At 72.1% G+C, this 25,136-nt stretch carries 23 protein-coding genes and 2 pseudogenes; 17 read left to right on the forward strand and 8 right to left on the reverse strand.

Features of this window, described 5'->3' with window-relative positions:
* Position 1 precedes the first annotated feature (1 nt).
* Positions 2 to 718, forward strand: coding sequence for a 4a-hydroxytetrahydrobiopterin dehydratase (locus H0H10_RS21970; protein WP_188182735.1), 717 nt, complete (start codon positions 2 to 4; stop codon positions 716 to 718).
* 34 nt (positions 719 to 752) lie between these two features.
* Here the strand turns inward: H0H10_RS21970 and H0H10_RS21975 are convergent, their stop codons facing one another.
* Positions 753 to 1,160 carry a DUF2795 domain-containing protein gene (locus tag H0H10_RS21975; RefSeq protein WP_188182736.1) on the reverse strand — a complete coding sequence of 136 codons (408 nt, stop codon included), beginning with the start codon at positions 1,158 to 1,160 and terminating at the stop codon, positions 753 to 755.
* 243 nt (positions 1,161 to 1,403) lie between these two features.
* Complete coding sequence (locus H0H10_RS21980) at positions 1,404 to 2,786, reverse strand: acyltransferase family protein (protein ID WP_188182737.1); 1,383 nt, start codon at positions 2,784 to 2,786, stop codon at positions 1,404 to 1,406.
* 188 nt (positions 2,787 to 2,974) lie between these two features.
* Between H0H10_RS21980 and H0H10_RS21985 the strand changes: the two genes are divergently transcribed.
* Entirely contained in the window at positions 2,975 to 5,047 is a 2,073-nt protein-coding gene (locus H0H10_RS21985) for a SpoIIE family protein phosphatase (protein ID WP_188182738.1), read from the forward strand.
* A 110-nt stretch (positions 5,048 to 5,157) separates the two neighbouring features.
* Here H0H10_RS21985 and H0H10_RS21990 read toward each other — a convergent pair whose 3' ends face one another.
* Positions 5,158 to 6,087 (reverse strand): GNAT family N-acetyltransferase, encoded by a 930-nt coding sequence (locus tag H0H10_RS21990; protein ID WP_188182739.1) that lies wholly within the window; start codon positions 6,085 to 6,087, stop codon positions 5,158 to 5,160.
* Between the two features lie 97 nt (positions 6,088 to 6,184).
* Positions 6,185 to 7,744: an APC family permease gene (locus H0H10_RS21995; protein ID WP_188182740.1), complete on the reverse strand. Its 1,560-nt coding sequence runs from the start codon at positions 7,742 to 7,744 to the stop codon at positions 6,185 to 6,187.
* Between the two features lie 289 nt (positions 7,745 to 8,033).
* On the opposite strand from H0H10_RS21995, the gene H0H10_RS22000 reads away from it, so the two are divergent.
* From H0H10_RS22000 to H0H10_RS22015, 4 genes are all read left to right on the forward strand, one after another.
* Positions 8,034 to 8,897: an NmrA family NAD(P)-binding protein gene (locus tag H0H10_RS22000; RefSeq protein WP_188182741.1), complete on the forward strand. Its 864-nt coding sequence runs from the start codon at positions 8,034 to 8,036 to the stop codon at positions 8,895 to 8,897.
* A 204-nt stretch (positions 8,898 to 9,101) separates the two neighbouring features.
* Positions 9,102 to 9,875, forward strand: a complete 774-nt coding sequence (locus tag H0H10_RS22005) for a sulfite exporter TauE/SafE family protein (RefSeq protein ID WP_188182742.1) — start codon at positions 9,102 to 9,104, stop codon at positions 9,873 to 9,875.
* 109 nt (positions 9,876 to 9,984) lie between these two features.
* On the forward strand, positions 9,985 to 11,052 hold the full coding sequence (locus H0H10_RS22010) for an endonuclease/exonuclease/phosphatase family protein (protein WP_223180203.1): 1,068 nt from the start codon (positions 9,985 to 9,987) through the stop codon (positions 11,050 to 11,052).
* Between the two features lie 79 nt (positions 11,053 to 11,131).
* Positions 11,132 to 11,476, forward strand: coding sequence for a DUF1330 domain-containing protein (locus H0H10_RS22015; protein WP_188182744.1), 345 nt, complete (start codon positions 11,132 to 11,134; stop codon positions 11,474 to 11,476).
* A gap of 34 nt (positions 11,477 to 11,510) precedes the next feature.
* Here H0H10_RS22015 and H0H10_RS22020 read toward each other — a convergent pair whose 3' ends face one another.
* Together H0H10_RS22020 and H0H10_RS40770 are read right to left on the reverse strand one after the other, a co-directional pair.
* On the reverse strand, positions 11,511 to 12,107 hold the full coding sequence (locus tag H0H10_RS22020; RefSeq protein ID WP_188182745.1) for a DinB family protein: 597 nt from the start codon (positions 12,105 to 12,107) through the stop codon (positions 11,511 to 11,513).
* Between the two features lie 104 nt (positions 12,108 to 12,211).
* Positions 12,212 to 13,282, reverse strand: a complete 1,071-nt coding sequence (locus tag H0H10_RS40770; protein WP_188182746.1) for a class I SAM-dependent methyltransferase — start codon at positions 13,280 to 13,282, stop codon at positions 12,212 to 12,214.
* 285 nt (positions 13,283 to 13,567) lie between these two features.
* Between H0H10_RS40770 and H0H10_RS22030 the strand changes: the two genes are divergently transcribed.
* The 3 genes from H0H10_RS22030 (at position 13,568) to H0H10_RS22040 (ending at position 16,424) form a co-directional block, all read left to right on the forward strand.
* Positions 13,568 to 14,413, forward strand: coding sequence for an MIP/aquaporin family protein (locus H0H10_RS22030; RefSeq protein WP_188182747.1), 846 nt, complete (start codon positions 13,568 to 13,570; stop codon positions 14,411 to 14,413).
* Between the two features lie 33 nt (positions 14,414 to 14,446).
* Positions 14,447 to 15,964 carry a glycerol kinase GlpK gene (glpK, locus tag H0H10_RS22035; protein WP_188182748.1) on the forward strand — a complete coding sequence of 506 codons (1,518 nt, stop codon included), beginning with the start codon at positions 14,447 to 14,449 and terminating at the stop codon, positions 15,962 to 15,964.
* A 73-nt stretch (positions 15,965 to 16,037) separates the two neighbouring features.
* Positions 16,038 to 16,424, forward strand: coding sequence for a VOC family protein (locus tag H0H10_RS22040; RefSeq protein ID WP_188182749.1), 387 nt, complete (start codon positions 16,038 to 16,040; stop codon positions 16,422 to 16,424).
* Positions 16,425 to 16,442: 18 nt separating this feature from the next.
* Here the strand turns inward: H0H10_RS22040 and H0H10_RS22045 are convergent, their stop codons facing one another.
* The gene (locus H0H10_RS22045) at positions 16,443 to 17,273 is read right to left on the reverse strand and encodes an NmrA family NAD(P)-binding protein (RefSeq protein ID WP_188182750.1); all 831 of its coding nucleotides are present in this window, start codon (positions 17,271 to 17,273) and stop codon (positions 16,443 to 16,445) included.
* Positions 17,274 to 17,443: 170 nt separating this feature from the next.
* Between H0H10_RS22045 and H0H10_RS22050 the strand changes: the two genes are divergently transcribed.
* From H0H10_RS22050 to H0H10_RS22080, 8 genes and pseudogenes are all read left to right on the forward strand, one after another.
* Positions 17,444 to 17,773, forward strand: coding sequence for an antibiotic biosynthesis monooxygenase family protein (locus H0H10_RS22050; protein ID WP_188182751.1), 330 nt, complete (start codon positions 17,444 to 17,446; stop codon positions 17,771 to 17,773).
* A 288-nt stretch (positions 17,774 to 18,061) separates the two neighbouring features.
* The gene (locus H0H10_RS22055) at positions 18,062 to 19,057 is read left to right on the forward strand and encodes a DUF4129 domain-containing protein (RefSeq protein ID WP_188182752.1); all 996 of its coding nucleotides are present in this window, start codon (positions 18,062 to 18,064) and stop codon (positions 19,055 to 19,057) included.
* A gap of 32 nt (positions 19,058 to 19,089) precedes the next feature.
* On the forward strand, positions 19,090 to 19,635 hold the full coding sequence (locus H0H10_RS22060) for a hypothetical protein (RefSeq protein WP_223180204.1): 546 nt from the start codon (positions 19,090 to 19,092) through the stop codon (positions 19,633 to 19,635).
* A complete protein-coding gene (locus tag H0H10_RS22065) occupies positions 19,632 to 20,633 on the forward strand; it encodes an AAA family ATPase (protein WP_188182754.1) in 1,002 nt (333 codons plus the stop codon). Before H0H10_RS22060 ends, H0H10_RS22065 begins: the two co-directional genes overlap by 4 nt.
* Positions 20,630 to 21,982, forward strand: a complete 1,353-nt coding sequence (locus H0H10_RS22070) for a DUF58 domain-containing protein (protein WP_188182755.1) — start codon at positions 20,630 to 20,632, stop codon at positions 21,980 to 21,982. Before H0H10_RS22065 ends, H0H10_RS22070 begins: the two co-directional genes overlap by 4 nt.
* A complete protein-coding gene (locus H0H10_RS22075) occupies positions 21,979 to 22,557 on the forward strand; it encodes a hypothetical protein (RefSeq protein ID WP_188182756.1) in 579 nt (192 codons plus the stop codon). The genes H0H10_RS22070 and H0H10_RS22075 overlap by 4 nt, the downstream gene beginning before the upstream one ends.
* Positions 22,558 to 22,718: 161 nt before the next feature.
* Positions 22,719 to 22,832 (forward strand): annotated as a pseudogene (locus H0H10_RS40145) (transposase); the annotation flags it as partial.
* 55 nt (positions 22,833 to 22,887) lie between these two features.
* A pseudogene (locus H0H10_RS22080) lies at positions 22,888 to 23,343 on the forward strand (IS5 family transposase); the annotation flags it as partial.
* 25 nt (positions 23,344 to 23,368) lie between these two features.
* Here the strand turns inward: H0H10_RS22080 and H0H10_RS22085 are convergent.
* Entirely contained in the window at positions 23,369 to 25,042 is a 1,674-nt protein-coding gene (locus tag H0H10_RS22085; protein ID WP_188182757.1) for an amidohydrolase, read from the reverse strand.
* Between the last annotated feature and the right edge of the window lie 94 nt (positions 25,043 to 25,136).

Here is a 25,136-nt window from a genome sequence, read left to right on the forward strand (position 1 = left end):
GGTGGTCGCTCACGAACGTCTGACCGAGGAAGTCGCATCACGCGCGCATCTGTCCAAAGCGGACGATGCCGCACACACCGTGAGGGTCGTCGTGGCCGGACTGGCCCACCGGCTGGACATGCCGCTGCGGCAGCGGCTGCGCCAGGCCATGCCCGGGCCCGAGCGCGACGCCGCCTACGCCATCGTCCCTCCGGCTCATGACACGCCCGCCGGACTGCTGGAAGAGGTAGCACGCAATCTGCAGACCCCGCAGGAGAGGGCGGACCGTCTGACGCACGCGGTCCTGTCCGTGATCGCCGACGAGGATCCCGCCCTCGGCCGCGCCCTCAGGGAAGGACTCGCGCCCTCGTACGCCGAACTGTTCACCGCCCCGGAGTCCTCGCCCGAACGCCTGTCCGCGGCCGGGGACGCCCCCGCACCGCTCAGCAACGAGGAAGTGAGGACCGAACTACGGCGCCGTCCGCAGTGGAGCGGCGACAGCCACCGGCTGACCCGGACGGTCGGCCTGCCCGCCGACCGCACGGCGCCGCTGCTGCGGCAGGTCGAGAAGGACGCCCGGGAACTGCGCCACAAGGTGGACCACACCACCACCGGTGACGGCATCACCTTCACCCTCAGGACCCGTTCCGTCGACGCGGTCACCAGAGCCGACCTGGAGATGGCCGACCGCATCGACGCCGCGGTCGACGCCGTCGGCTCCGGCGGGCACCCCGGGTAGTGCGGCCCGGCCCCGCGTCACCTCGTCGGGCGTGTCACCTCGTCGGGCGGTGGCCGAGCGCCTCCACGATCTCGGTCACGTTGGCGTACGTGCCACTGTCCGGCAGGGCCGCCGCCTCGTCCAGCACGGAATCCGGCGCATGGTGCGCCCTCAGGACGTCCAGCACCGTCTCCCGGTCGGCCGGGAACGCCGTGCGTTCCAGGTGGCGCGCGAGTTCACGGAGCAGGGAGTCGGCCTCCTCCTGTGCGCGGGCCCTCTCCCGCTCCTCGCCGGGCGGCGGCACCGGTCCGCCGGTGTCGACGCGGATGTCGTCGTCCGCGGGCGGTTCGGGATCGTGCTCCTCCTCGACATGGGTCGGCCGGCCGGAGCGCAGACGCCCCTCCAGCTCGTGCTTCATCTCGTCGTCCGTACGCGGACTGACCTGGTTGCTGCCTCGCTCCACGTCCCACACCTCGCTTTCTCCGGCTGCCCCAGTACCCCGGGGCGGACCGCTCATTCGTCGGCGTGCGGGGACGAACGAACGGTCCGCCGTGAGTCCCGGCGCGGCCGGGGTCACTCCTTGCCCTGCCCGGCCTTCTTCTTCAGCCGCCGGCGCTGCCGGGCGGTGACGTCCTTCCGGCCGCTCTGCCGCAGATACGCTTCCTTGCGCTGTGTGTTGTCCATGGTCATACGGTTCCACCGCTGCTCACGGTCCAGTCCGGCCGTCCGGGTCTGCGACCCCACGGCCCGTGGGTGCGGCGCGGGCCGCGCGGAGCAGGGCCGCGCCGGCCAGGAAGACGGCGAGGGCCGCGGCCGGAAGCCCCAGCGGGCCGTGGTCGGCCGGTCCGGCGACGGCCACCCCGAGCAGACCCAGTACGGCGGCGGCGTAGCCGAGGGTGGTCACGGTGGCGCGCAACCGGGGCCTGCCGAGCGCCCTCGGTGTCCACCGGCTGCGGGAAGCGGCGGCGCCGCGCCGCGGGCCGCGCCTCTCGATCCGGCCGAAGACGGCCACGAACGCGCCGAGCACGACGCTGAGCACGGCCAGCCACGGCAGCTTCCACAGCAGCCACGCCTCCGTGGCTCCGGGTGGCCGGGGCAGCGGGAACAGACCGGTGGCGTACACGGTCACCGCGACGACGACGAACGCGCTCATGTGCCACAGCAGCACGGTCATGATGACCGTGTTCACCGCGATCACGGCCATCCACGGCCCCAGCCGTCGCAGCCTCCTCTCCCCGGCGTCGCGCAGCAGCAGCGCCAGCCCGAGCTGAGCCGTGGCCAACGCGAGCAGCGCGAGCGTCGGCGGAGAGAGGTTGCGGAACGACGTGCCGGGAACGTCGACCATGCTGACCGGATACGGGCCGGCCACCGTCAGCAGCACCGCCGCCGCAGCACCGCCCGTGAACAGCGGCACGGCCACCCCGGGCCGGACCGGCAGCGTCCCGTCCTGCCAGGCGAATCCGGTCTGGTGCACCGCCAGCCAGGCGAACAGGTAGTTCCCCAGCTGCAGCGCCGCCGCGTCGAACGCCAGCCGGGCGACATCTCCGGCGGCGACCAGTACGACCAGGACCAGCGGCACGGCCAGCCCCGCCCGCCGGTGCAGGCGGTGCATCAGCGGCGTCAGGAAGACCACCACGAGGTAGACCAGCAGGAACCACAGCGGAATCGAGGCCAGCCACACCGCGCGGCCCACCTGGGCGGGATCGACGCCGGCCGTCCGGGCGATCAGCGCGGCGGCGGCGAGCGTCACCAGCAGCGCGGTCGTGGGCCGTACGAGCCGCGCGCTGCGGTCGAGCAGCCAGTCGTCCACGGCTTTCCCGGCACGGGTGTGCGAGGCCAGTGAGGCGGCGTTGGCGAACCCGCCCACGATGAAGAACACCGGCATCACCTGGACCAGCCAGGTGATCGGACGGCCCCAGGACAGCACTTCCAGGGCGCTGAAGCCGTCCACGCCCCCGTTCGCGCCGGTGACCACGATGACCATCCAGTGGCCGAGCACCACGATGACGATGGCGACGGCCCGCAGCAGGTCGACATGGCGTTCCCGCCGTGGCGGTGTGCGCTCCGCGAGCTCGCGCAGGCCGGGCATCTGGTCATCATACGAACGTTCGTCGGCCGCCGAGACCGGTCACCACGTCGCGCCTACTCTGGACGGTGTCCAGATGCCTTGGCGGCAGGATAGGCATAGTGTCCGCATATGGGTGATGTTCGGTGTGGCGGGTGCCGTGCAGCCCTGCCGGGGCCGGCCTCCGTCCTGCGGGGTCGGGCGGACATCTGATGGACGCGGCCATGGCCGCCGTGGTGCGGGAGAGCGGTGCCTTCGGGGGGCTGCTGTACGTGCTGCCGCCGGGCGGGGACGCTCTGTGGCTGGAGCTGGTGGCGGGGGTGCCGCAGGAGATCGCCCTTCCCTGGAGGCGGGTGGCGCTGACCGATCCGATGCCGGTGGCGGACGCCGTGCGCGAGCGGCGGCTGGTGTGGGTCGGCGGTCAGGAGGAGATGGCGCGCCGGTACCCGCGGCCCGCGCTCGTCCTGCCGTACGACTTCGCGCTGTCGGCCGCGCCGGTCGCTTCCGGTACCGCGGTCCACGGCGGGCTGGTGCTCCTGTGGCCCGGGACCCACTCGTCGCAGCTGAGCTCCGACGAACGGGAGGCCATCGAGGCGGGCTGCCGCCGCCTGGGCGGCCTCCTGCGCCAGGCGATGGAGCGCGGCGACCCGCTGCCGACCGTGGGCCGGCCGCGGACGCTGCCACCGCCGGCCGGGCGCGCCCCCTCCCCCGCCGAGGCCGCCGCCGTCACCGCCTTTCTCGACCGGCTGCCGGGCGGGTCCTGCGCGCTGGACCTGAACGGCCGCATCACCTTCATCACCCCGGCCGCCGCCGACCTCGTCGGTGCCGATCCGGCCGCCCTGCTGGGCGCCCGGCCCTGGGAGGCGTTGCCCTGGATGGACGTCCCCCATGTCGAGGACCGCTACCGGGGAGCGCTCATCAGCCGCCGGCCGCAGGCCTTCACCGTGCTGCGCCCTCCGGACGTGTGGCTGTCCTTCGAGTTGTACCCGGACTCCTCCGGCATCAGCGTCCGCATCACCCGCAGCGACGAGAGCGCTCATGCGCCGCCGTCCGTGCCGCCCGCCGGTCCCAGCCGCGCCACCGTGCTCTACCACCTGATGCATCTGGCCGCCACGCTGACCGAGGCCGTGGGCGTGCAGGACGTGGTCGCGCAGGCCGCCGACCAGCTCATGCCCGCCCTCGGCGCGCAGGGCATGGTGCTGATGACCGCCCAGGACGGACGCCTGAAGATTCTCGGCCACCGGGGCTACAGCCCGGAACTCATGGCCCGCTACGACGCCATCCCGCTGAGCCCGGACATTCCCGGGGCCAGGGTGCTGGCCACCGGCGAAGCGGACTTCTTCGCGACCATCGACGACCTCCTGCGCGCCTACCCGCACACCGTGCACGAGGACGGGATGGCCGCATGGGCCGTACTGCCCCTGATCGCCTCCGGCCGGCCCATCGGCTCCCTCCTCCTCGCCTACGACCGGCCCCGCACGTTCCCCCCGGGCGAACGCGCCGTTCTCACCTCACTGGCGGGCCTGGTCGGACAGGCCCTGGACCGGGCCCGTCTCTACGACAGCAAGCACCACCTCGCCCACCGGCTGCAGTCCGCCCTGCTGCCGCACACCCTGCCCCACGTGCCCGGACTGAAGGTCGCCGCGCGCTACCTGCCCGCTGCCCGCGGCCTGGGCATCGGCGGCGACTTCTACGACCTCATCCGCCTCGACGAGCACACGGTCGCCGCCGCCATCGGCGACGTCCAGGGTCACAACGTGGACGCCGCCGCCCTCATGGGCCAGGTCCGCACCGCCGTCCACGCCCACGCCACGGTGGGCGCGTCCCCGGACGACGTCCTGGCCGGCACCAACCGTCTGCTCACCGACCTCGACCCCGGCCTGTTCACCAGTTGCCTCTACGTCCACCTCGATCTCGCCGGCCGACGCGCCTGCCTGGCCACCGCCGGCCACCCGCCGCCCCTGCTGCGCCACGCCGACGGACGCACCGAGCCCCTCCACGTCCCACCCGGCCTGCTGCTCGGCATCGAACCGGACGCCCGCTACCCGACGCTGGAATTCCCCCTGCCCCCGGGCTGCGTACTCCTGCTCTACACCGACGGTCTCGTGGAAGCCCCCGGGGTCGACATCGACGACGCCACCGCCGCCCTCGCCGGACTTCTGGAGCACCCGGAGCCGACCGACCTCGATGCCATGGCCGACACCCTCATCCGGCACGCCCCCACCCCCGGCGACGACATCGCCCTGCTGCTGATCAGCCCGCGGCCGACCGGGCCGTCTCAGTAGGCACGTGCCACGACCGGCGATGTTCCCCGGCCTTTGCCATGGCGCGCACGGCAGGGCGGGCGACGGACCGTGCGCCAACAAATTGGCGGTGTCCGGGGCGGGTGCGGGCGTCAGGCGATCACGGCCTCCCAGGTGTCGACGGCGTAGTGGACCGTCATGCCGTGACGGCCGTACAGCCGGGGAGCGCCCGTCGCGTTCGCGGTGTCCACGCCGAGCCCCACCGTGTCGCGTCCCCGGGCGGCGAACCCGGCGAAGGCGTGCCGGAGCAGGAAACCGCCCAGGCCCCGGCCGCGGGCCTCGCTCAGGACGCCGATCGAGCGGATCCAGCCCATGGCCTCGCGGTCGTCCCGGGCCAGCAGGAAACCGGCGTCACCGAGGTCGTCCGTGGCGGCGATCCACACCAGGGACCAGTCCAGCCGCTCGGCGTGGATGTCGCTCAGCCACTGGTGGTATCCGCGGGGCTGGAAGTCGAAGTGGGCGGCGAACGCCGACTGGTACAGCTCGTGCACCCGGACGCGGTCCGCCTCGGTGGTACAGGCCCGCACCCGCACCCCCGCCGGGGCCTCGGGCGGAAGGTCCGCCGCCGGGTCCAGGGGGCGGTGAAGGACGTGGTGGCGCCGGACGGTGCTCCAGCCCCGTGCCGCGAGCAGGGCGGTGTCGGTGGTGGGCCGGATGTTGAGGTGGAGGTGGACGACGGCCCGCTCGGCACCGTTCTCACGGGCCTTGGCCAGCGCGCGGGCTTCCATCGCCGTCAGGACGCGCAGCCCGGTCTGCTGGTGGTCCGGCAGCACGTAGTGGTCGATGTCGACGCGCTCGCCGCCGGACTCGTCCCACAGCAGTCCGTACGCCACCAGCCTGCCGTCGTCGAAGGCCACCCACGAGTCGCGTTCCAGGTCCGTCCCCCGGCGCTTCAGGTCGGCTTCGACGAGGTGCCGGTCGGTCTCGGGCCGGCCGATCTCGATCCGGTCGACCTCGTTGAGGAGTTCGGTGACGGCGGGGGCGTCGTCCAACGTGGCCGGCCGCAGGAAAGCTGGGGACATGGGCGCAAGCCTGGGGGCGCCGGCGGGCGGCCGCAACGGGTTTTCCGTGGCCGCCGCCCGCCGACGCCCCCGGGCGCCTCAGTCCTCCGCGATCGTCTCAGTCCTCCGCGATCAGGGCCGGCGTCGACCTGGTGAGCACCTCGCCCCGGAAGAAGGCCGGGCTGCGCCAGCGCATGACACCCATGATCACGAGACCGAGGGCGAGCAGGCCCACGCCGATCACGAAGACCGAGCCGACCCCGAGGACGGACGATCCGCTGCCGTAGGCGGGGTCCCACATGTCGGCCAGGGTCTTGGCGAACACGGCGGCGAGCAGCACGCCGCCGACGACCGGGAAGAGTCCCTTGAACAGCAGGTCGCGTCCGGACTTCAGCAGGTCGGCGCGGAAGTACCAGGCGCAGGCGAAGGCCGTCAGCGCGTAGTAGAAGCAGATCATCAGCCCGAGCGCGTAGATGGTGTCGACCAGCACGTGCTCGCTGACCAGCGTCATCACCGTGTAGAACACACCGGTGGCGATGCCCGCGGTCACCGTGGCGCGGCCCGGCGTCCGAAAGCGCGGATGGACCTTGGCGTAGGAGGCGGGCAGCGCCTCGTACGTCGACATGGCCAGGACGGTGCGGGCGACCGGGATGAACGTCGTCTGCAGGCTGGCCGCGGCCGACGCGAGGACCGCGACGAACAGCAGGATGCCGAGCGCCGGGCCCATCACCGGACCGGCGAGGGCGGCGAAGACGTTGTCGGAGGTGTCGGGATTGGCGAGGCCGAGGCCCTGGTCACCGGAGCCCACGACCATCTGCGCCGCGATACCCGTGGCCAGGTAGGAGCCGACGAGCACGACCATGGCGACGAGGGCGGCACGGCCCGGCGTACGGCTGCTGCCGCTGGTCTCCTCGTTCGCCGTCAGACAGGCGTCCCAGCCCCAGTACATGAAGATCGACAGCGACAGGCCGGCCGTGAACGCGGCGAACGACTGGACGGCGAACGGATTCAGCCACGACCAGGAGAACTGGGCCGAGGTCGGGAACTCGGCGCTGCCGGCCTTGGCGAAGGCCATCGCCACGAACACGGCCAGGACCAGGAGCTGGAGCGCCACGAGCGTGTACTGCACGCCCTTGGTCGCCGTCATGCCGCGGTAGCTGATCACCGTGGCGATCGCGATCAGGGCGAGGCAGGTGACGATGTGGACGGCCTTGTTCCCGTCCAGCGCGGCCACCGATTCGCTCCCGGTGATCTCGCCCGCCAGCAGCCAGAAGTACGAGGTCGCCACGCCGGCCAGGTTCGACAGCACGATGATCGTGGCGATCACCAGACCCCAGCCGCACATCCAGCCCACGCGGGGCCCGAAGGCCTTCACCGTCCAGGTGAACGAGGTACCGCAGTCCGGCATCGCCTTGTTCAGCTCGCGGTAGGCGAAGGCGACGAGCAGCATCGGCAGGAAGCCGGCGAGGAACACCGCCGGCATCTGCAGGCCGACCTCGCCCGCGGTGGAGCCGAGCGTGGAGGTGAGGCAGTAGACAGGGGCCACGGTGGAGACGCCGATGACCGCGCTGCCCAGCAGACCTACGGAGTTCCCGCTCAGGCCCTTGTCGCGCATGCCTTCGGCGGAGGCCCCGTCGCCTGTGTCTGTGGCCTGGGGCCGTACGTCCAGCTGAGTCATGAACGAGACGTTAAATCCTGCGGTTTCCGTGGTGAGGGTTCCCTGAGGTAACCCGCCCACCAACCCCTCCCCCACCCATTCAAGGGCCGTGGAGGGGCCAGTGCCTGCATTCCGAAGAAGAACGAGCGAGGTAGCCGAGGTTTCCAAAGAGCGAGCACAAGGTGTCCGATATTCGGTAATCGCAGCTCCGCCCGTTTTGGAATGTCCGAGACTTACCGTGTGATCTGCGTCACACTCGCCGACGTGATCGCGGACAGAAGCCGACCGCAAGGCTTTCTACGGTCGTTCCATGACTCAGACACAGAAGATCCTTGTCACCGGCGCCACCGGCACCGTCGGCCGCCAGGTCGTCGCCGAACTCCTCACCCGCGGCCACGCGGTCCGCGCCCTCACCCGGGACGCGGCACGTGCCGTCCTCCCGGACGGCGTCGAGATCGTCGAGGGCGATCTGACCGAACCGGACAGCCTGGCCCCTGCCTTCGAGGGCGTCACCGGCCTCCATCTGATCACCTTCGGCGGTCCCTACTTCGCCCCGCTGGAGAGCGGCCCGCGGATCCTGGAGCTGGCCCGCGCGGGCGGCGTACGCCGGGTCACCGTGCTGCACGGCGGCGGGCCGTCCCTGCTGGAGGACGCCGTACGCGCCGACGACGGCGTCGACTGGACCGTGCTCATACCGGTCGAGTTCATGGCCAACGCCCTGGAGTGGGCGGACTCGATCACGGCCTCGGACGAAGTCCATGCGCCGTTCGTCTCCCGGCTGAGCGCCATGGTCCACGAGGGGGACATCGGCGCCGTCGCCGCAGTCGCGCTCACCGAGGAGGGCCACGGCGGCCGGGAGTACGTGATCACGGGTCCCGAGCTGCTCACCGTCGCCGACAAGGTGGCGGCGATCGCCGGCGCCCGTGGCCGGGAGATCTCCCTGGTGGAGCTGACCGAGGAGCAGGCTGTCGCGCAGTGGCGGGCGGCGGGCCACTCGGAGGAGGTGATCGACTTCCTGCTGGAGGCGTACGGGAACACCCCGGAGGTGGGCCGCACGGTCGTCGACACCGTCGAGAAGGTCACCGGCCGGCCGGCCCGCACCTTCGCCCAGTGGGCCGCGGAACACGCGGACGCGTTCGCCCCGGCGGCCCGCGCGGAACAGCTCACCGCGTAGAACACGGGCCGGACGCGGAGGCAGCGCCCGTCACCCGTCGCGAGCGCCCCGCGTCCGGCCCCGCCCGGCGCAACCGGCCGCCCACACAAGCGGCACCGGCCGCCGACGACAACCCCCGTCGACCGGCGCGAACGTCCGTCGTGCATGATCGGTGAGGCCCCTCGACCTTCAGGGCGGGGAGGCGTCTCACCGAACGTGAAGGAGATGGCTTTGTCCATCTGGGAGTCACTGGCGGTCCTCGCCGCCGGCATCGGCGCCGGCACCATCAACACGATCGTCGGCTCGGGGACACTGATCACGTTCCCGGTACTGCTCGGCATCGGGCTGCCGCCGGTGACGGCCACCGTGTCCAACGCCCTGGGACTGATCCCCGGGTCCGTCAGCGGCGCCATAGGCTACCGGGAGGAGCTCAAGGGCCAGCGCCGTCTCGTCCTCAGGCTCGGTGTCGCCGCCGCGGCCGGAGGACTCGGCGGAGCCGTGCTGCTGCTGACGCTCCCCTCGACCGCCTTCGAGACGATCGTCCCCGTCCTCGTCGCGCTCGCGCTGGTCCTGGTCGTGCTCCAGCCCCGCATCTCCGCGGTCGTCCAGCGACGCCGTGCGCGGACGGGCACGGTCACGAGGACCGACGGCGGCCCCGTCCTCTTCGGCGGGCTGCTGCTCGCCAGCGTCTACGGCGGCTACTTCACTGCGGCCCAGGGGATCATCTACCTCTCCCTGATGGGCATGCTGCTCGATGACACCCTCCAGCGCCTGAACGCCGTCAAGAACGTCCTCGCCGCCATCGTCAACAGCATCGCGGCGCTCTTCTTCCTCTTCGTCGCCGACTTCGACTGGACCGCCGTCCTCCTCATCGCCGTCGGCTCCGCGGTCGGCGGCCAGCTCGGTGCGAAGGTCGGCCGCCGGCTCCCGCCGGTCGCCCTGCGGATCTTCATCGTCGTCGTCGGCACCCTCGCCATCGTCCAGCTGCTCCTGCCCTGATGCGGCCCTGTCCGCCCGCCCTGCCGGCCGCGGAGGGCCTGAAACCGACCCGCCGAGGGGTGCGTCCTGAAGGGCGACGACGAGCAGATGGGAAGCGATGGTGGAGCGCATGGCCCGGGGCACCGCGACGATGCGAGCCACGGTGCGCCGGTGGACACGGCGCCGGGCCGGCACACGGCCGGCGGACGCGCGGGGCCGGTCGGCCTGGACCCGGGGACGGGTGCTCGCCGCGGCGGCCGTCCTGACGGCCGCCCTGCTGACGTTCCACCGCGCGGTTCCCGACTCCCTGGGCGGGCCGGCCAGTCTGCTGGAATCCTTCCTGCCCTGGCTCGGTCTGGTCGTCGTGGCCCTGCTCGCCCTTGGCCTGCTGCGCCGGTCGGCCCTCGCGCTGGTGGCCCTGCTCCTGCCGGTGGCTGCCTGGACGTATCTCTTCGGCGGGCTGCTCCTGCCCGCTCCGGAGCCCGGCGCCGACGACCTGGTCGTGGTGCAGCACAACGTCAGCGACGAGAACACCGACCCGGCGGGCACGGCCCGCGCCCTGGCCGGCGCCGGCCCCGACCTGATCGCACTCCAGGAGCTGGTGCCCCCCGCACTCGCGGTCTACGAGAAGACCCTCGCCCCCGACTACCCGTACCGGACGGTGCAGGGCACGGTCGGACTCTGGTCGAAGCATCCCCTCACCGATGCGGGGCCGCTGGACATCAGGCCCCGGGACATCACGGAGGACTGGAGCCGCGGACTGCGGGCCGTGGCGCACACGCCGCACGGTGAGATCGCGGCGTACGTCGTCCACCTGCCCTCGGTCCGGATGGGGGCCGGCGGCCTCGCGTCCTCCCGGCGCGACGAGAGCGCCCGGCTGCTGGGACAGGCCGTCGCGGCCGAGGAGCTGAGCAGGGTGATCCTGGCGGGCGACCTCAACGGCACGGTCGACGACCGCGGGCTCGATCCGCTGACCGGACGTCTGAACGTGGCCGAGCGCGGCGTCGCCTTCAGCTTCCCCGCCGCCTTCCCGCTGGCCCGGATCGACCAGGTCATGGCCCGCTCGGCGACCGTCACCCGGATCCGCACCCTGCCCGCCACCGGCAGCGACCACCTCCCGGTCGCCGCCCGCATCACCCCGGACCGAAGCCCCGCCCAGGACGGACCCACGAAGGACACGGGCGACGCCGGGCCATGACCTCTGAGGTCATCGACCGCGGCGCGGCCGGGCAGCAGGATGGTGAACGTCGAGAGCCCGACCGGCCGGAAGGAACACCATGTCCGCCTACGTGATAGCCCACCTGCAGGAAGCCACCCCGCACCCGGAGATCGCCGAGTACATCGCGCGCATCACCGCCACCTTCGAGCCGTACGGCGGCCGCTTCCTCGTGCACGGCGCACGGCACGAGGTGGTGGAAGGCGACTGGCCCGGCGACGTCGTCATGATCGGCTTCCCCTCGCTCGCCGAGGCACGGGCCTGGTGGGATTCGGCCGAGTACCAGGAGATCGCGCCGCTGCGCTCGCGGCACATCGAGGGGGACATCATCCTGGTGCCCGGCGTGGCCGACGACTACGACGCGAGGGCCACCGCCGAGGCGATGCGGGAAGCGCTCGGCCGGTGACGGTACGCCTCTGCGAGAACCGGAGTCCGCCCGCCTACTCCGCGCCGCGGCCGGCTTCCCGGGCCACACGCTCCAGCCGGCCGCGATACTCCTCCCACCACTCGGAGTCGCCCTGCGCCATGCTGTCGTTGCCCCGGTTCATCCCCACGGCGCCGTCGGCGAGTTCCCGGATGATGTCGGCGTGCCCGGCGTGCCGCTGCGTATCGGCGATCACCCGCACGACGGCGTGATGCAACGTCACCTCGTTCCTGTCGCCCGGCCACCACGGCACCCTGCCGACCGTCTCCAGCGCCAGCGCCTCGATCGTCGCGTCGGCGTGCGCCCACGCCCGGCGGTACAGCCCCACGATGTCGTCCCGTGACTCCTCGGCCGTGGCCCACATGTCGGCGTTGGACTCGGCACCCTCTGCGCGCCAGGGCAGCGGCTCGCCGGAGGGCCGTCCGAAGGTGTCGCCGAGGTAGCCCAGCTCCACGCCGGCCACGTGCTTCACCAGGCCCAGGAGATTGGTGCCGGTCGGTGTCCGCGGGCGGCGGACCTCGTACTCGGAGAGCCCGTCGAGCTTCCACAGCAGGGCATCGCGGGCGGACTGCAGATAGCGGTGAAGATCGGCCTTGGGATCCGGTGCGGTCATGGAGCCAGTCTGCCGGTCGCGCGATCTTTGTCCACCGCCTTTCCGCATCCGGCGCGGAAACCCCGCGCCGGTGTCCCGGCGTCGCCGCAAGTGCGGCGGTGTGCCTACGGTTTGACGTCGTAGAGGACGTTGAAGGGGTCGTCCGCCGTGGACCGGACCACGTCGCTGAAGCCCGCCTCGACGCACAGATCGCGCACGACCGCCTCGGGCATGCCGCATGTTCCGAGGGCGGCGCCACCGTTCGCGAGGGACGTGGTCATGCAGTAGAACATGCTGAACCCGTAGAACATCGACGCGACGGGGCCCACGTTGTCCTCGGGGCGGTCCTTGCAGTTGACCTCGAGCATCAGGTAGTCGCCGTCGTCCTTGACCGCGGCCCTGATGGCGGCGAGGAGCCGCTTCGGGTCCACGGCGTCGTGGATGACGTCGAAGGTGGTGACGAGGTCGTAGCGTCCGGGAAGCCCCTGGGCGGCGTCGGCCGTCTCGAAGGTCACCCGGTCGGCGACACCGGCCTCCTCCGCGTTCGCCCGGGCGCGTTCCAGCTGGGCCGGGAAGTTGTCGAACCCCGTGAAACGGGACCGCGGGAACCTCTCGGCGAGCACGATCAGGGCACGGCCCGCCCCGCATCCCACGTCGGCGACCTCGATGCCCCGCTCCAGTCCTGCGACGACATGCGGGAAGGTGCTCAGCCAGTCGTCGACCATCGCGCTCTCGAACCAGCTGCCGGTGAACCGGCTCATGCCGTCCCACAGGATGTCCGGGTAGTCGCTCTGCCGTACGCCTCCCCCGGTCCGGAACGCCTCGATCAGGCGTTCGTAGGGCGCCAGCGCGGCGGGCATCATCTGGTACACGCCGCCGAGGAACATGGGGCCCGACTCGTCGGCCAGCGCGGGGGCGTGCTCGGGGGGAAGCGTGAAGCGGCCGGGCTCCGGTTCCTCGAGGTAGCCGGCGGCGGTGAGGCCGCGCAACCACTCGCGCACGTAACGCTCGTTCAGGTCCAGCCGGTCCGCGAGTTCCCGGCTGCCGGCGGGGCCGGTGGCCGCGAGTTCCCCGAACAGGCCCAGCCGGTCGCCGAGGTGGCACAGGCCGCAGGCCATCATCCCGCTGATGTCCCCGAGCGCCTTCTCCATGAAGGCTTCGACCTTCGCTTCGTCCAGTGCGCGCTGCGCCGCCACGATGTCCCTCCCGGCCGAGCGCGATCGCGGGGTGCGACCGGCCCGGACAGCAAACCACCGGGCGCCTGTCCCGGGTGGCCCGCCACGGCGGGCTGGGGCGCTCGGGCCGGTTCACCTCACCCGATCCGCGTACCGACGGCCCGTCGCGCTCGGCCGGCCGTGTGCCGTCACGGCGGTTTCATTCTGTATATACGAGATATGCGAGTTGCCCTAGATCGTCTTAATCTGTCGGAGGAGAGGTCCGGATAGTCGACGGCCGGTCGAGCCGGCGGAAGGTGAGCTTCCATGGCTGAGCGCCCAAAAAAGTCCGGCTTGATCGGGGAACTGTCGGCCGAATTCGCCGGCACGATGGTTCTCATTCTCTTCGGCTGCGGCGTGGTGGCCCAGGTGGTCGCGGGTGGGGCCCTCACCGACCCGGCGGGCGGCCTCGGAGACCACGACAGCATCTCCTGGGCCTGGGGGCTCGGAGTCACCCTGGGCGTCTACGTGGCGGCGCGGCTGAGCGGCGCCCACATCAACCCCGCGGTGACCGTCGCCCTCGCCGCCTTCAAGGGGTTCCCGTGGAGCAAGGTGGCGCCTTACGCGGTGGCCCAGACGGCCGGCGCCTTCGTGGCGGCCCTCATCGTCCGCTGGAACTACACCGAGGCGCTGGCGAAGGCCGACCCCGGCCATACCTTCAAGACGCAGTTCGTGTTCTCCACGCTCCCCGCCAACGGCAACACCAATCTCCCGGTCTACGAGTGGGGTGCCTTTCGCGACCAGGTCATCGGCACCGCCATCCTGCTGCTGCTGATCTTCGCCATCACCGACCTGCTGAACACACCGCCGGGTGCGAACCTGGCGCCCTTCATCATCGGCCTGATCGTGGTCGCGATCGGCATGGCCTGGGGGACCAACGCGGGCTACGCGATCAACCCGGCCCGCGACTTCGGGCCACGGCTGGCCAGCTTCATCACGGGGTACGACGGAGCATGGCGAGATCAGTACGGAAACCTCTACTTCTGGGTGCCGATCGCCGGCCCGCTGATCGGCGGCCTGCTCGGCGCGGCCCTGTACAAGGTTCTCATCGGCCGGTTCCTGCCGAAGGCGGAGCCCGAGCCACCGGGGCGCGTCCCGGCACCGAAGGGCTGACACCGGCCGGACAGGCGAGGAGAGGCGGCGCACATGGCGGACTTCGTCGGTGCGGTGGACCAAGGAACCACCAGTACCCGATTCATGATCTTCGACCACGACGGCAACGAGGTGGCGAAGCACCAGCTGGAGCACGCCCAGATCCTCCCCCGTTCCGGATGGGTGGAGCACGATCCGGTGGAGATCTGGGAGCGCACCAACTCGGTCATGCAGAACGCCCTGCGCTACAGCGGGCTGGCGGGGACCGATCTGGCGGCCATCGGCATCACCAACCAGCGGGAGACCACCGTGGTCTGGGACCCGCGCACCGGCCGCCCCTACTACAACGCCATCGTGTGGCAGGACACCCGCACCGACGCCATCGCCGCGAACCTCGAGCGCTCGGGCCGGGGCGACGTCATCCGGCGCAAGGCCGGACTGCCGCCGGCGACCTACTTCTCCGGCGGCAAGATCCAGTGGATCCTCGACAACGTCGACGGTGTCCGCGAAGCGGCCGAACAAGGCCACGCCCTCTTCGGCAACACCGACGCCTGGGTGCTGTGGAACCTGACCGGTGGTCCCGACGGCGGCATCCACGCCACCGACGTGACCAACGCGAGCCGCACGATGCTGATGGACCTGGAGACCCTCGACTGGGACGACGAACTGCTGGGCTTCTTCGGCATCCCCCGCTCGATGCTGCCCACCATCAACCCCTCGTCGCACCCCGAGGCATACGGTGTCGCCAGGACCTCCCGGCCGCTGCGTGCCGCCGTCCCCATCGGCGGGGTCCTGGGCGACCAGCAGGCGGCCACCGTGGGCCAGGTCTGCTTCACACCCGGCGAGGCGAAGAACACCTACGGCACCGGCAACTTCCTGGTGCTCAACACCGGCACACAACTGGTCCGCTCCCAGCACGGGCTTCTCACCACCGTGGCCTACCGGTTCGGCGACAGTCCGGTGGTCTACGCGCTGGAGGGCTCCATCGCGGTGACCGGGTCGGCCGTGCAGTGGCTGCGCGACCAGATGAAGATCATCAAGAGCGCGCCGGAGAGCGAGGACCTCGCCCGGACCGTCGAGGACAACGGCGGCATGTACTTCGTCCCCGCCTTCTCGGGCCTGTTCGCGCCCTACTGGCGCTCCGACGCCCGAGGGGCGATCGTCGGCCTCGCCCGGTACAACGACAACGCGCACCTGGCACGAGCGACCCTGGAGGCCATCTGCTACCAGAGTCGCGATGTCGTCGAGGCGATGGAACAGGACTCCGGGGTCCACCTCGACGTGCTCAAGGTCGACGGCGGGGTCACCTCCAACGACCTCTGCATGCAGATCCAGGCGGACATCCTGGGTGTCCCGGTCAGCCGCCCCGTCGTCGCCGAGACCACCGCACTCGGCGCCGCCTACGCGGCCGGACTGGCCACGGGATTCTGGCAGGACACCGAAGAACTGCGCAGCCACTGGAAGGAGTCCAAGCGCTGGGAACCCCAGTGGTCCGACGACCGGCGCGCCGAAGGCTACGCCGGATGGAAGATGGCGGTGGAGCGTACGCTCGACTGGGTCAAGATCCCCTGACCCGGCCCGTGGGTCACGTCCAGGACCCGTCACGCCGGCGCCGGGGCGCCGTCACTGCACCGGAGAGCACTCCATGAAGATCCACCTCACCAGCGTCTTCGTCGACGACCAGGCCAAGGCCCTGCGCTTCTACACCGATGTGCTGGGATTCGTGAAGAAGCACGACGTCCCGCTGGGTGCGGACCGGTGGCTGACCGTGGTCTCGCCGGAGGACCCCGACGGCACCGAGCTGCTGCTCGAACCCTCCGGCCATCCCGCGGTGCAGCCGTACCGTACGGCGCTGGTCCGGGACGGCATCCCCGCCGCCTCCTTCGCCGTGGACGACGTCCGGGCGGAGTTCGACCGGCTGCGCGGGCTCGGGGTGCGCTTCACCCAGGAGCCGGTGGAGACGGGCTCGGTCACCACCGCGGTTCTGGACGACACCTGCGGCAACCTGATCCAGATCGTGCACAGCGCGTAGGACTCCGACCCGGCGCGCCTAGCCGGCCGTGCCGCGGGGCGCGTGGAAGCGTTCCGCGTGCTCGGCCACCCACTGCGCGAACGTGCGCGCCGGACGGCCGGTCACCCGCTCGACGGTGTCGACGACGGTCGTGGAGGCTTCCGTGGGAGCGGCGTACCAGCCGATGACGTACTCGGCGTCCGCCCGGGACACGCCGGTGGCCATCAGCCTGTCGACGGCCTGTTCGTGCGTGATCGGGACGAAGGCGATGTCACGGCCGACCACCCGGGACAGCATCGCGATCCGTTCGCGCGGGGTCAGCGCCTCGGGCCCGGTCAGGTTGTACGCGCGCCCGGCATGACCGTCGTCGAGCAGGGCGGTCGCGGCCACCGCGGCGATGTCGGCCTCGTGGACGAGGGCGCTCGGGAAGTCGTACGGCTCGCGCACGACCGACTCGGTCCGCACCGACTCGGCCCAGGTCAGCGTGTTGGACATGAACTCCTGCGGTTCCAGGCGGGTCCACTCCACACCCGAGTCCGCCACGGCCTGCTCGACCGGACCCACCCAGCCGCCCCACACCAGGGTGATGCGCCGGACACCCGCGTCGACGGCCCGCCGCACCAGTTCGGGCCCGGCCTCGGCGAGTCCCGCCGTCACGGTGATGTGCAGCCGGCTGACGCCCTTCAGGGCGGTGTCCAGCCTCTCCGGTGCGGTGTGCGTGCCCTCCACCACCTCCACCTCGGCCGGAAACCTGCCCGCGGCCCCCTGCGGATCCCGGGTCAGTGCCCGGACGCTCTCACCTCGGCGGACCAGCTCCGCCACCACGTGCCTGCCGGTGTTCCCCGTGGCACCCGTCACCAGTGTCGTCACAGTCGGACTCCCTTCGTCGCCGACGACCCTAGAAACGCAACCGCACTTGAGGTCAACAGACATCCGCTCCCGCCGCGGCCCGCGACCGGCGGCGCGGGGGCCTCGGCGCGCGAGGGCGTGTCCCACGGGCCGGTCCCGGTCTGCCCGGCGGCGTGCGGCAGGATGGGGGCATGAGCGTAGTCAAGATCAACGTGCTGACCGTCCCGGCCGAGCAGCGGGAGACTCTGGAGAAGCGATTCGCCTCCCGTGCGCATGCCGTGGAGAACTCCGACGGGTTCGAGTGGTTCGAACTCCTCCGCCCGGTGGAGGGCACCGACACCTACCTCGTCTACACCCGGTGGCGTGACGAGGAGTCCTTCAACGCCTGGATGGAGGGCCCCATGAAGGAGGCCCACCAGGGCCGCGGCGGGGACGGCGGCGAGCGCCCGGCGCCCGCGGCCAGCGGCTCGACTCTCTGGTCGTTCGAGGTGGTGCAGCAGGCGGCGCCGAAGAACGCCTAGGGCGCCGGCCCTCTGGCCAACGCGCGTAGACCCCGCACTATCTGCACCACCGCACACCACCTGCACAGTCACCTCACGCCGACGAGGGCAACCACTGGGACGTCACCTAGTACAACTGCGGTGGCTGCTGAGCACGAACCGCGGGAAGCATGGGTGAACCCCGGCCTCACGGAGGCCGGGGTTCCTCGTCGGGCGTCACCGGAAAGTCGGTTCTCGTTCACCCCAACAGCGGGGACTTGTGGAACGCTGAGGCGCGGTCTTGGAGGGGGGCGTTCCAGGCGGCGCGGCATGAGCCAGGACCGCGGTGAACCGGCGTCCCAGGGCGACGAGTTCGGCGGGAGCATGACAGACGGAGGACGGGCGAGGCAGCGAGCGATGCCGGGGGCGGTGGTCGCCGCCGGAGTGGTCGGGGCGCTGGCCGCCGCCGCGCTCGCGCTGCGGCCCACGGAAGGCTTACTGCATCCCGGCAAGGGGCCGCTGGGCCAGTGGGGCATCGTCGCGATCGGGTCGTCCGTCGTCTGGACGGCGGGCGTCATGGCGGTCGTCGGCCGCATCCGCCTCCGCTTCAACGACTACCGCGCCGTACTGCCGCCGGGCGAGGAGCGGCTGCGGGAGATCGCCGCGCCGCTGCTGCTCGTCGGGGCGGGAGTCGTCGGCGTCCTGACTGTGGTCCTGCACCGGTTCTCCCGCGGCGCACGGTCCGCCGCACCGCCGATCGTCCCGACGCAGGCTCCCACCCAGCCGGAGCCGAGCAAGCCGCAGCCCGGGGACGGTTCAAGGGATGCGGCGCCCCCTTGGTCTCTGCCCCTGTCCGTCCTACTCGGCCTGCTGGCCGTGCTCGTCGTCGTGGTCGTCGCGGTGGCCGTCGTGCGGCGGCTGCGGCGGCTCGGCCTCAGGGTGCCGCAGCGTCCCGCCCTCGCGGGCACGGTGACGGAGGAGGACGACGCGCGTCTGCTCCTCTCCGCCGTCCGGTCGGGGCGCCGCGCTTTGTCCGACACGGGTGACGGTGACCCCCGTGCCGCCGTCATCGCATGCTACGCCGGGATGGAGGACGCCCTCGCGGCCTCCGGTCTGCCGCGACACGCCTCCGACAGCCCCGCCGATCTGCTCACCCGCGCAGTCGAGGCGGGCCTCGCCTCGGGCCCGGCCGCACCGCGCCTCACTGCCCTGTTCCGTGAGGCCCGCTACTCCTCCCACCCGATGGACACCTCGCACCGCGACGCCGCGGCCGACGCCCTGGAGGAGATCGCCTCGCTGCTCCAGACCCGGGAGGGCACCTCGTGAACCGGCCGGCCCAAGAGACTCCGGGCGCCGACATGCTCACCCTGGGACGGCTCGGGCTGCTCGGCAGCGCGGTCGCCGGCTCCGGCGTCCTGCTCGTTCTGCTCCTCGACGGCCCCCGGGCGGCCGGCGCCCTCCTGGCCCTGCTCGTCGCCGTGGTGCTGATCGTCGCCCGGTACGTCGCAGGAGCGGGTGCGCTCGACTCCGGGCGCCGGGAGGAGGACCGGCTGCTGTGGACGCGGGCGCCGGGCATGGGCGAGTGGCGGCGCAACGTGCGGACCGCCACGGGGCCCGACGGAGCCCTCTACTACCGTGCGGTGCTCCGGCCCGAGTTGCGCCACCTGTACGCCGCCGTGCTCGCCGAGCACCACCATGTCTCCCTCGATCACCAGCCCGAGCGCGCGGCCGAGTTGATCGGCCCCGAACTGTGGCCCTGGCTCGGGCCCGTGCCACCCCGGACCGGGCCGGACGGCGAGGTACCCCTCGACGTGCTGCGCCACCTCGTCGACCGGCTCGAAACGCTCGGCGCACCCGGCACCCCGCACTCACACCTGCGCACCGGTAAGGAACAAGCGACGTGACGACTGACCCCACGCCCCGCCTCCGCACCGCCGAGCAGGTCGGCGAGCAGGCCGGCGCCGTACTGCGCGAGATGGGACGCGCCGTGGTCGGCAAGCCCGACGCCCTCGAACTGGTGATGCTGGGAGTGCTGGCCGGCGGCCACGTCCTCGTCGAGGACCTGCCAGGTCTTGGCAAGACCCTCCTCGCACGGTCCTTCGCCACCACGCTCGGCCTCGACTTCCGCCGCATCCAGTTCACCCCCGACCTGCTGCCGTCCGACGTCACGGGAACGCCGCTGTACGACCAGCGCACCGGTGAGATGGTCTTCCACCCCGGCCCGGTCTTCACGAACCTCCTCCTCGCCGACGAGATCAACCGGACGCCGCCCAAGACACAGGCCGCGCTGCTGGAGGCGATGGCCGAGTCGCAGGTGACCGTGGACGGCGAGACGCGACCGCTCGCCGACCCGTTCCTGGTCGTCGCGACCGCCAACCCGGTGGAGCACGAAGGCACGTACTCCCTGCCCGAGGCCCAGCTCGACCGGTTCCAACTCCGTGTGCGAATGGGCTACCTGACCGCCCGCGAGGAACTGGCCATGCTGCGGGCCCGGATCGACCGGGCCGCGCCCGAGGCCGTTCTCGACCGTCTGGCGGGGCCGGAAGACGTCTTGGCGTGGCGGGCCGTAGTGGAGCGCGTGGAGATCGACGACGACCTGCTGGAGTACGCCGTCGCGCTCGTCGCCGCGACCCGAGACCACCCCCAGATCAGCATCGGCGCCTCACCGCGCGGCGGACTCGCCCTGGTCCAGCTCGCGCGCGCCCGCGCCGTGCTGGACGGCCGCGACTACGTCGTCCCGGAGGACATCAAGGCCCTCGCGGTACCCGCGCTGGCCCACCGGGTGTCGCTGCGGCCCGAGCTGTGGGTGCGTGAGGTGTCCACGGACGACGTGCTCCACGAGATCGTCGGCAGTATCGGTACACCGACGACGCGGCGTACGGCAGCCGCCGTGTCCTCGTGACCGCGCCCGCGCCCGCTCCCGCGCCGCCGCCGAACGCCGCCGTGGTCCGCGCGCTGGAGGGCCGCACCCCCCCGGCCCAGCCGCCACCCCCACCACCCGGCGGCCCGCGCCCCGGCGAGCGGACACTGCGCCTGCTGACCGTCGCCGTCGTCGCCCTGTGCGCCGCGCTGCTCACCGGGCACGCGTGGCTGCTGGCGCTCGCCGCGGTGCCGCTGGTGCTGCTCGCACTGGCGCTGCCCCGCACATACCCCCGACGCATCGAAACGTCGACAACGGTCGAACCGAGCCGCTGCTTCGAGGGCGACACCGTCACCGTCCGCGTCTCGGTGGCCCACGACGCAGGTGCCGTCCGCCTCGACCCCGGCGTCACGCTGGGCCCCGGCCTGCGGCTCGACGAGGTCGTGGTCGGCCCGTCCGCGGTGACGCTGCGCCACACCGCGCTGCACTGGGGCCGCTGGTCGCTCGGACCGGTGGACCTCGACGTGTACGACGCCGGGGGCACCGTGCGCCGCACCGTGCGCGTGGAGGCGGCCGAGGTGGCCGTGTTCCCGCTCGCCACGCAGGCGACGTTCACGCCGATCCCGGCGCGGCTGCCGCAGCGGCTCGGCGAGCACGCCTCACCCCAGCCCGGCGAAGGCGTCGAGGCCACCGGAGTGGGCCCCTGGGTGCCCGGGGAGCGCCAGCGGCGCATCCACTGGCCGTCGACGACCCGGCGCGGGTCCGTGCAGTTGCACCGCTTCGCGGCCGAGCGGGCCGCCGACACGGTGATGCTGCTCGACGCCTTCTCAGACGTCGTCGACCCGGCGACGGGAGTGTCGTCCCTGGACGAGACCGTACGGGCCGCCGCCGGCCTCGCCCGCGCCTACCTCCGCACCCACGACCGGGTGGGGGTCGTCTCGACCGGCGGCACCACACGCTGGCTGACACCGGGCACCGGGGACGCGGCGTTCTACCGCATCGTGGAGAGCGTCCTCGACGTCCGCAAGGACCGACGGTTCGACGGCCCCGGGATGGAGCGGGTGCCGCCGCCCGCGCTGCCCGAGGGAGCCCTCGTGTACGTGTTCACCCCGTTGAGCGACGCACGGATGCTCAAGGTGCTGCGGGATGTGCAGGCGCGTGGACACCGGCCGGTCGTCGTGGAGATCCCGAGCGGACACCCACGGGTCGGTCCCGGGGACCTGGCGGGCGAGTTGGGCCTGCGCCTGTGGCATGCCGAACGTGACGCGATGCGCTACGCCCTGCGGGACAGCGGGGTCCCTGTCCTACGACACGTCGTCGGCGAGCCTCTCGACCTGGCGCTGGCGCCGCTGCTGTCGGGACGGGTCGGTGGAAGGGGACGCGCGGGATGACGGTGCTCGATGCCCGGGTCGGCTTCCGGGAGTACCTGGTGTACTGGGCCGGCACCCTGCCGGTCCGGGTGTTCGGAGCGGGGGCTGTCGTCTTGGCCTGGCGGCCGTGGGCCACGATGAGCGGTGTGCCGGCTTCGGTCGGGCTCGGCTGCGCTGTCGTGTTCGCGCTATGGGCGGCGCCGCCGCTGGACCGACGGCCGACGCTGGAGTCCGCACGGTGGTCCTACCTCGTGCCGCGTTACCGGACGACTGTGCTGGCGGGTGGAGTCGTGGTGATCGCGGCGTTCGGGGAGCCGGCCTGGTGGGAGCGCGCCTGCGTGGCCGGACTGCTGGTCGCCTACCTGGTGACGAGTGAGACGTGGCCCTGGAGGTGGGGGCGCGGGGCCGCCCGCGTCTGTGCCGAGGCGATCGCTGCCGGCGCCGGGGCCGGTGTGGTGCTGGCAGCGGCGGCGGTTCCGGTGACCGGGCCTGGGGCCGGGATGGGGCGGGTGATCGCTGCTGGGGTGGTGATGGGCCTGATGGTGGTCGGTGGTGGAGTGGTGGGAGCTCGGTGGCGGCGAAGCCTGCATGAGTGACAGCGCGCACTCATGAGCTGTGGGATGGTCGGGTGCCGAGTGAGGTATCAGCGTCCTGGTGCGTTGCCGGAACGGCTGAGGTCCTGCCTTACCATCGCATCTAGGCGGTTTCGTTTGGATCAGTCAGTCGTTGGTCCGGGTGTGCCGTTGACTGGTGCGCAGTGGCGCGGATCGAGCCGTTGCTCCCGGACCGGACGCCGCAACGGGGTGGCCGCCGGCGGGACCACCGTGAGGTGATCGACGCGATCGCCTTCAAGTTGCAGACCGGCACCCGGTGGGTGCACCTGCCGGAGAAGTACGGCAACTGGCGGGGCGTCTACGACCGGCTGACTGACCACGAAGATCCACCTCGTGGCCGACGGCCGGTGCCGGCCACTGGCGTTCGTCCTCACCGCCGGCCAAGCCGGAGATGCACCCGTCCAAACGGACGTCATGGCACGCCTGCGCGTTCCCCGGCCTTTTGGACGGCCCCGCACCCGGCCGGACCTGGTCCTGGCCGACAAGGCGTACTCCTCCCGCGCGAACCGCGACCACCTCCGCAGACGCGGCATCCGCGCGGTGATCCCGGAACGGGCCGACCAGCAGGCCAACCGGCGGCAGCGCGGACAGGCGGGCGGCAGACCGCCGGCCTTCGACCGCGGGGCATACAAGCAGCGCAACACCGTCGAGCGGTGCATCAACCGCCTGAAGCAGTGGCGCGGCATCGCCCCCCGCTACGAGAAGACCGCGACCGTCTCCCTCGCCGGACTTCACATCGCGGGCATCTTCCTCTGGTCCGCCCGCTGATCCGAACGAAACCGCCTTGGGCTGCTCAGCTCCTGAGCGATGGGGAAGGCGGCCCGTGCTCGACGCGGCCGCCGACCACCACGGTCTCCGCGACGGTGCCGGGGATGTCCTCGGGCGCCGAGCGCAGGATGTCCCGGGACAGGACGACGAAGTCGGCCGCCTTGCCGACCGTCAGCGAGCCCCGGTCGTGTTCCAGGAAGTTGGCGTACGCCGACCCCATGGTGTAGCCGTGCACCGCGGTCTCCACGCTGATCGTCTCCTGGGGCGTCCAGGGCTCGCCTCCGCCCAGCGGACGCCGGGTGACGGCGGTGTAGATGCCGGCCATCGGGTCCATCTCGGCCACGTTCCAGTCGCTGGACAGGGCGAGCACGGCCCCCGCGGTGTGCAGGCTGCGCAGCGGCCACGCCTTGTGCCAGCGGCCGGCACCGACGTTCTCCGCCCAGTCCTTGCCGGGGCCCGCGACGTCGGGGGCCGCGTGCCGGGGCTGCATGCACGCGACCACGCCCAGTTCGGCGAAGCGCGGCGTGTCCTCGGGGTCGAGGCACTCGACGTGGACGACCTGGTGCCGGGCGTCGCGCGGCCCGTTGACCGTGCGGGCGTGCTCGACAGCGTCGAGGACGGTCCTGATGCCGCGGTCACCGGTGGCGTGGACGAAGCACTGGAATCCGCGTGCGTCCAGCTTCGCCAGCAGGGCCGCGAACTCCTCGGGCGGGTAGAAGGTGTCCCCGCGGTGGTGGCGGCAGCCCGCGTAGGGTTCGAGCAGGGCCGCCGTGCGCGGTTCGACGACGTCGTCGATGTAGAGCTTGAGGGGACCGACGCGCAGCCGGTCGTCCGAGTGCGCGCGGGCCGCGGCGGCGAAGTCGTCGAGGTCGGCGTCCGTGGTGCCGCGCGGATGGAACAGTGCCGCGACGATCCGGGACCTGAGCCGGCCCTCGGTACGGGCACGGACGAACAGCGCTAGGTCGTCGAGCGAGTTCTGCGGTTCGACGATGGTGGTGATGCCGAAGGCGATCGCGTCGTCCAGGGACGCGGTGAGCCGTCCGTACTGCCGGTCGGCCGAGGCCCACGGCAGGCCGAGCCGCTGCAGGGCGCGGTGCCCGTCGCGGGAGAGGCCCTTGACGGCGAAGTCCTTGACGAAGCCGGTCGGTTCGCCGGTGGCCGGGTCGGTGACCGCCTCGCCGAAGGGAAGCCGGGTGTGATGCCGGTCGATGCCGAGCCGCCGCAGGGCCGCGGTGTTCAGCCACGCGGTGTGGACGTCGTAGCTCAGGACGAAGGCGGGGACGTCGCCCGTGACCGGATCGAGGTCGGCGGTGGCGGGCATGCGGCCGCCGGGGATCGCCGAGTAGTCGAAGGCCTCTCCCTCGATCCAGGGTGCGTCGGGGTGGGCGGTGTGCCAGGTGCGGATGCGGTCGTGGATCTCGTCCAGGGTGTGGGCGCCGGCGAGTTGGACGCAGGCGTCGTCCGAGCCGAGCCGGACGTGGTTGTGCGCGTCGATGAACCCGGGAAGGACGAGCTTGCCGCCGGCGTCGATCACCCGTGTGTCCGGTCCCGTCCATGCCGCCGCGTCGTCGTCGGTGCCGAGCCAGGCGATCCGGCCGCCGGACACCGCCATGGCGCGGGCCTCGGGGAGCGCGGGGTCGACGGTGTGGATGCGGGCGTTGCGCAGCAGGAGGTCTGCGGGGTGTGCTGCCGGGGTCATGTGAGGAAACTCCAGTGGTGGGGCGGTGGTTCGGGGCGCGGTAGTCCGGGGCGGGGTGTTTGCGCGCGGAGCGGAGTGCGGGCCGCGGTGGCGG

Source organism: Streptomyces griseicoloratus, from assembly GCF_014534645.1.
GTDB classification, from domain to species: Bacteria; Actinomycetota; Actinomycetes; order Streptomycetales; family Streptomycetaceae; genus Streptomyces; species Streptomyces griseicoloratus.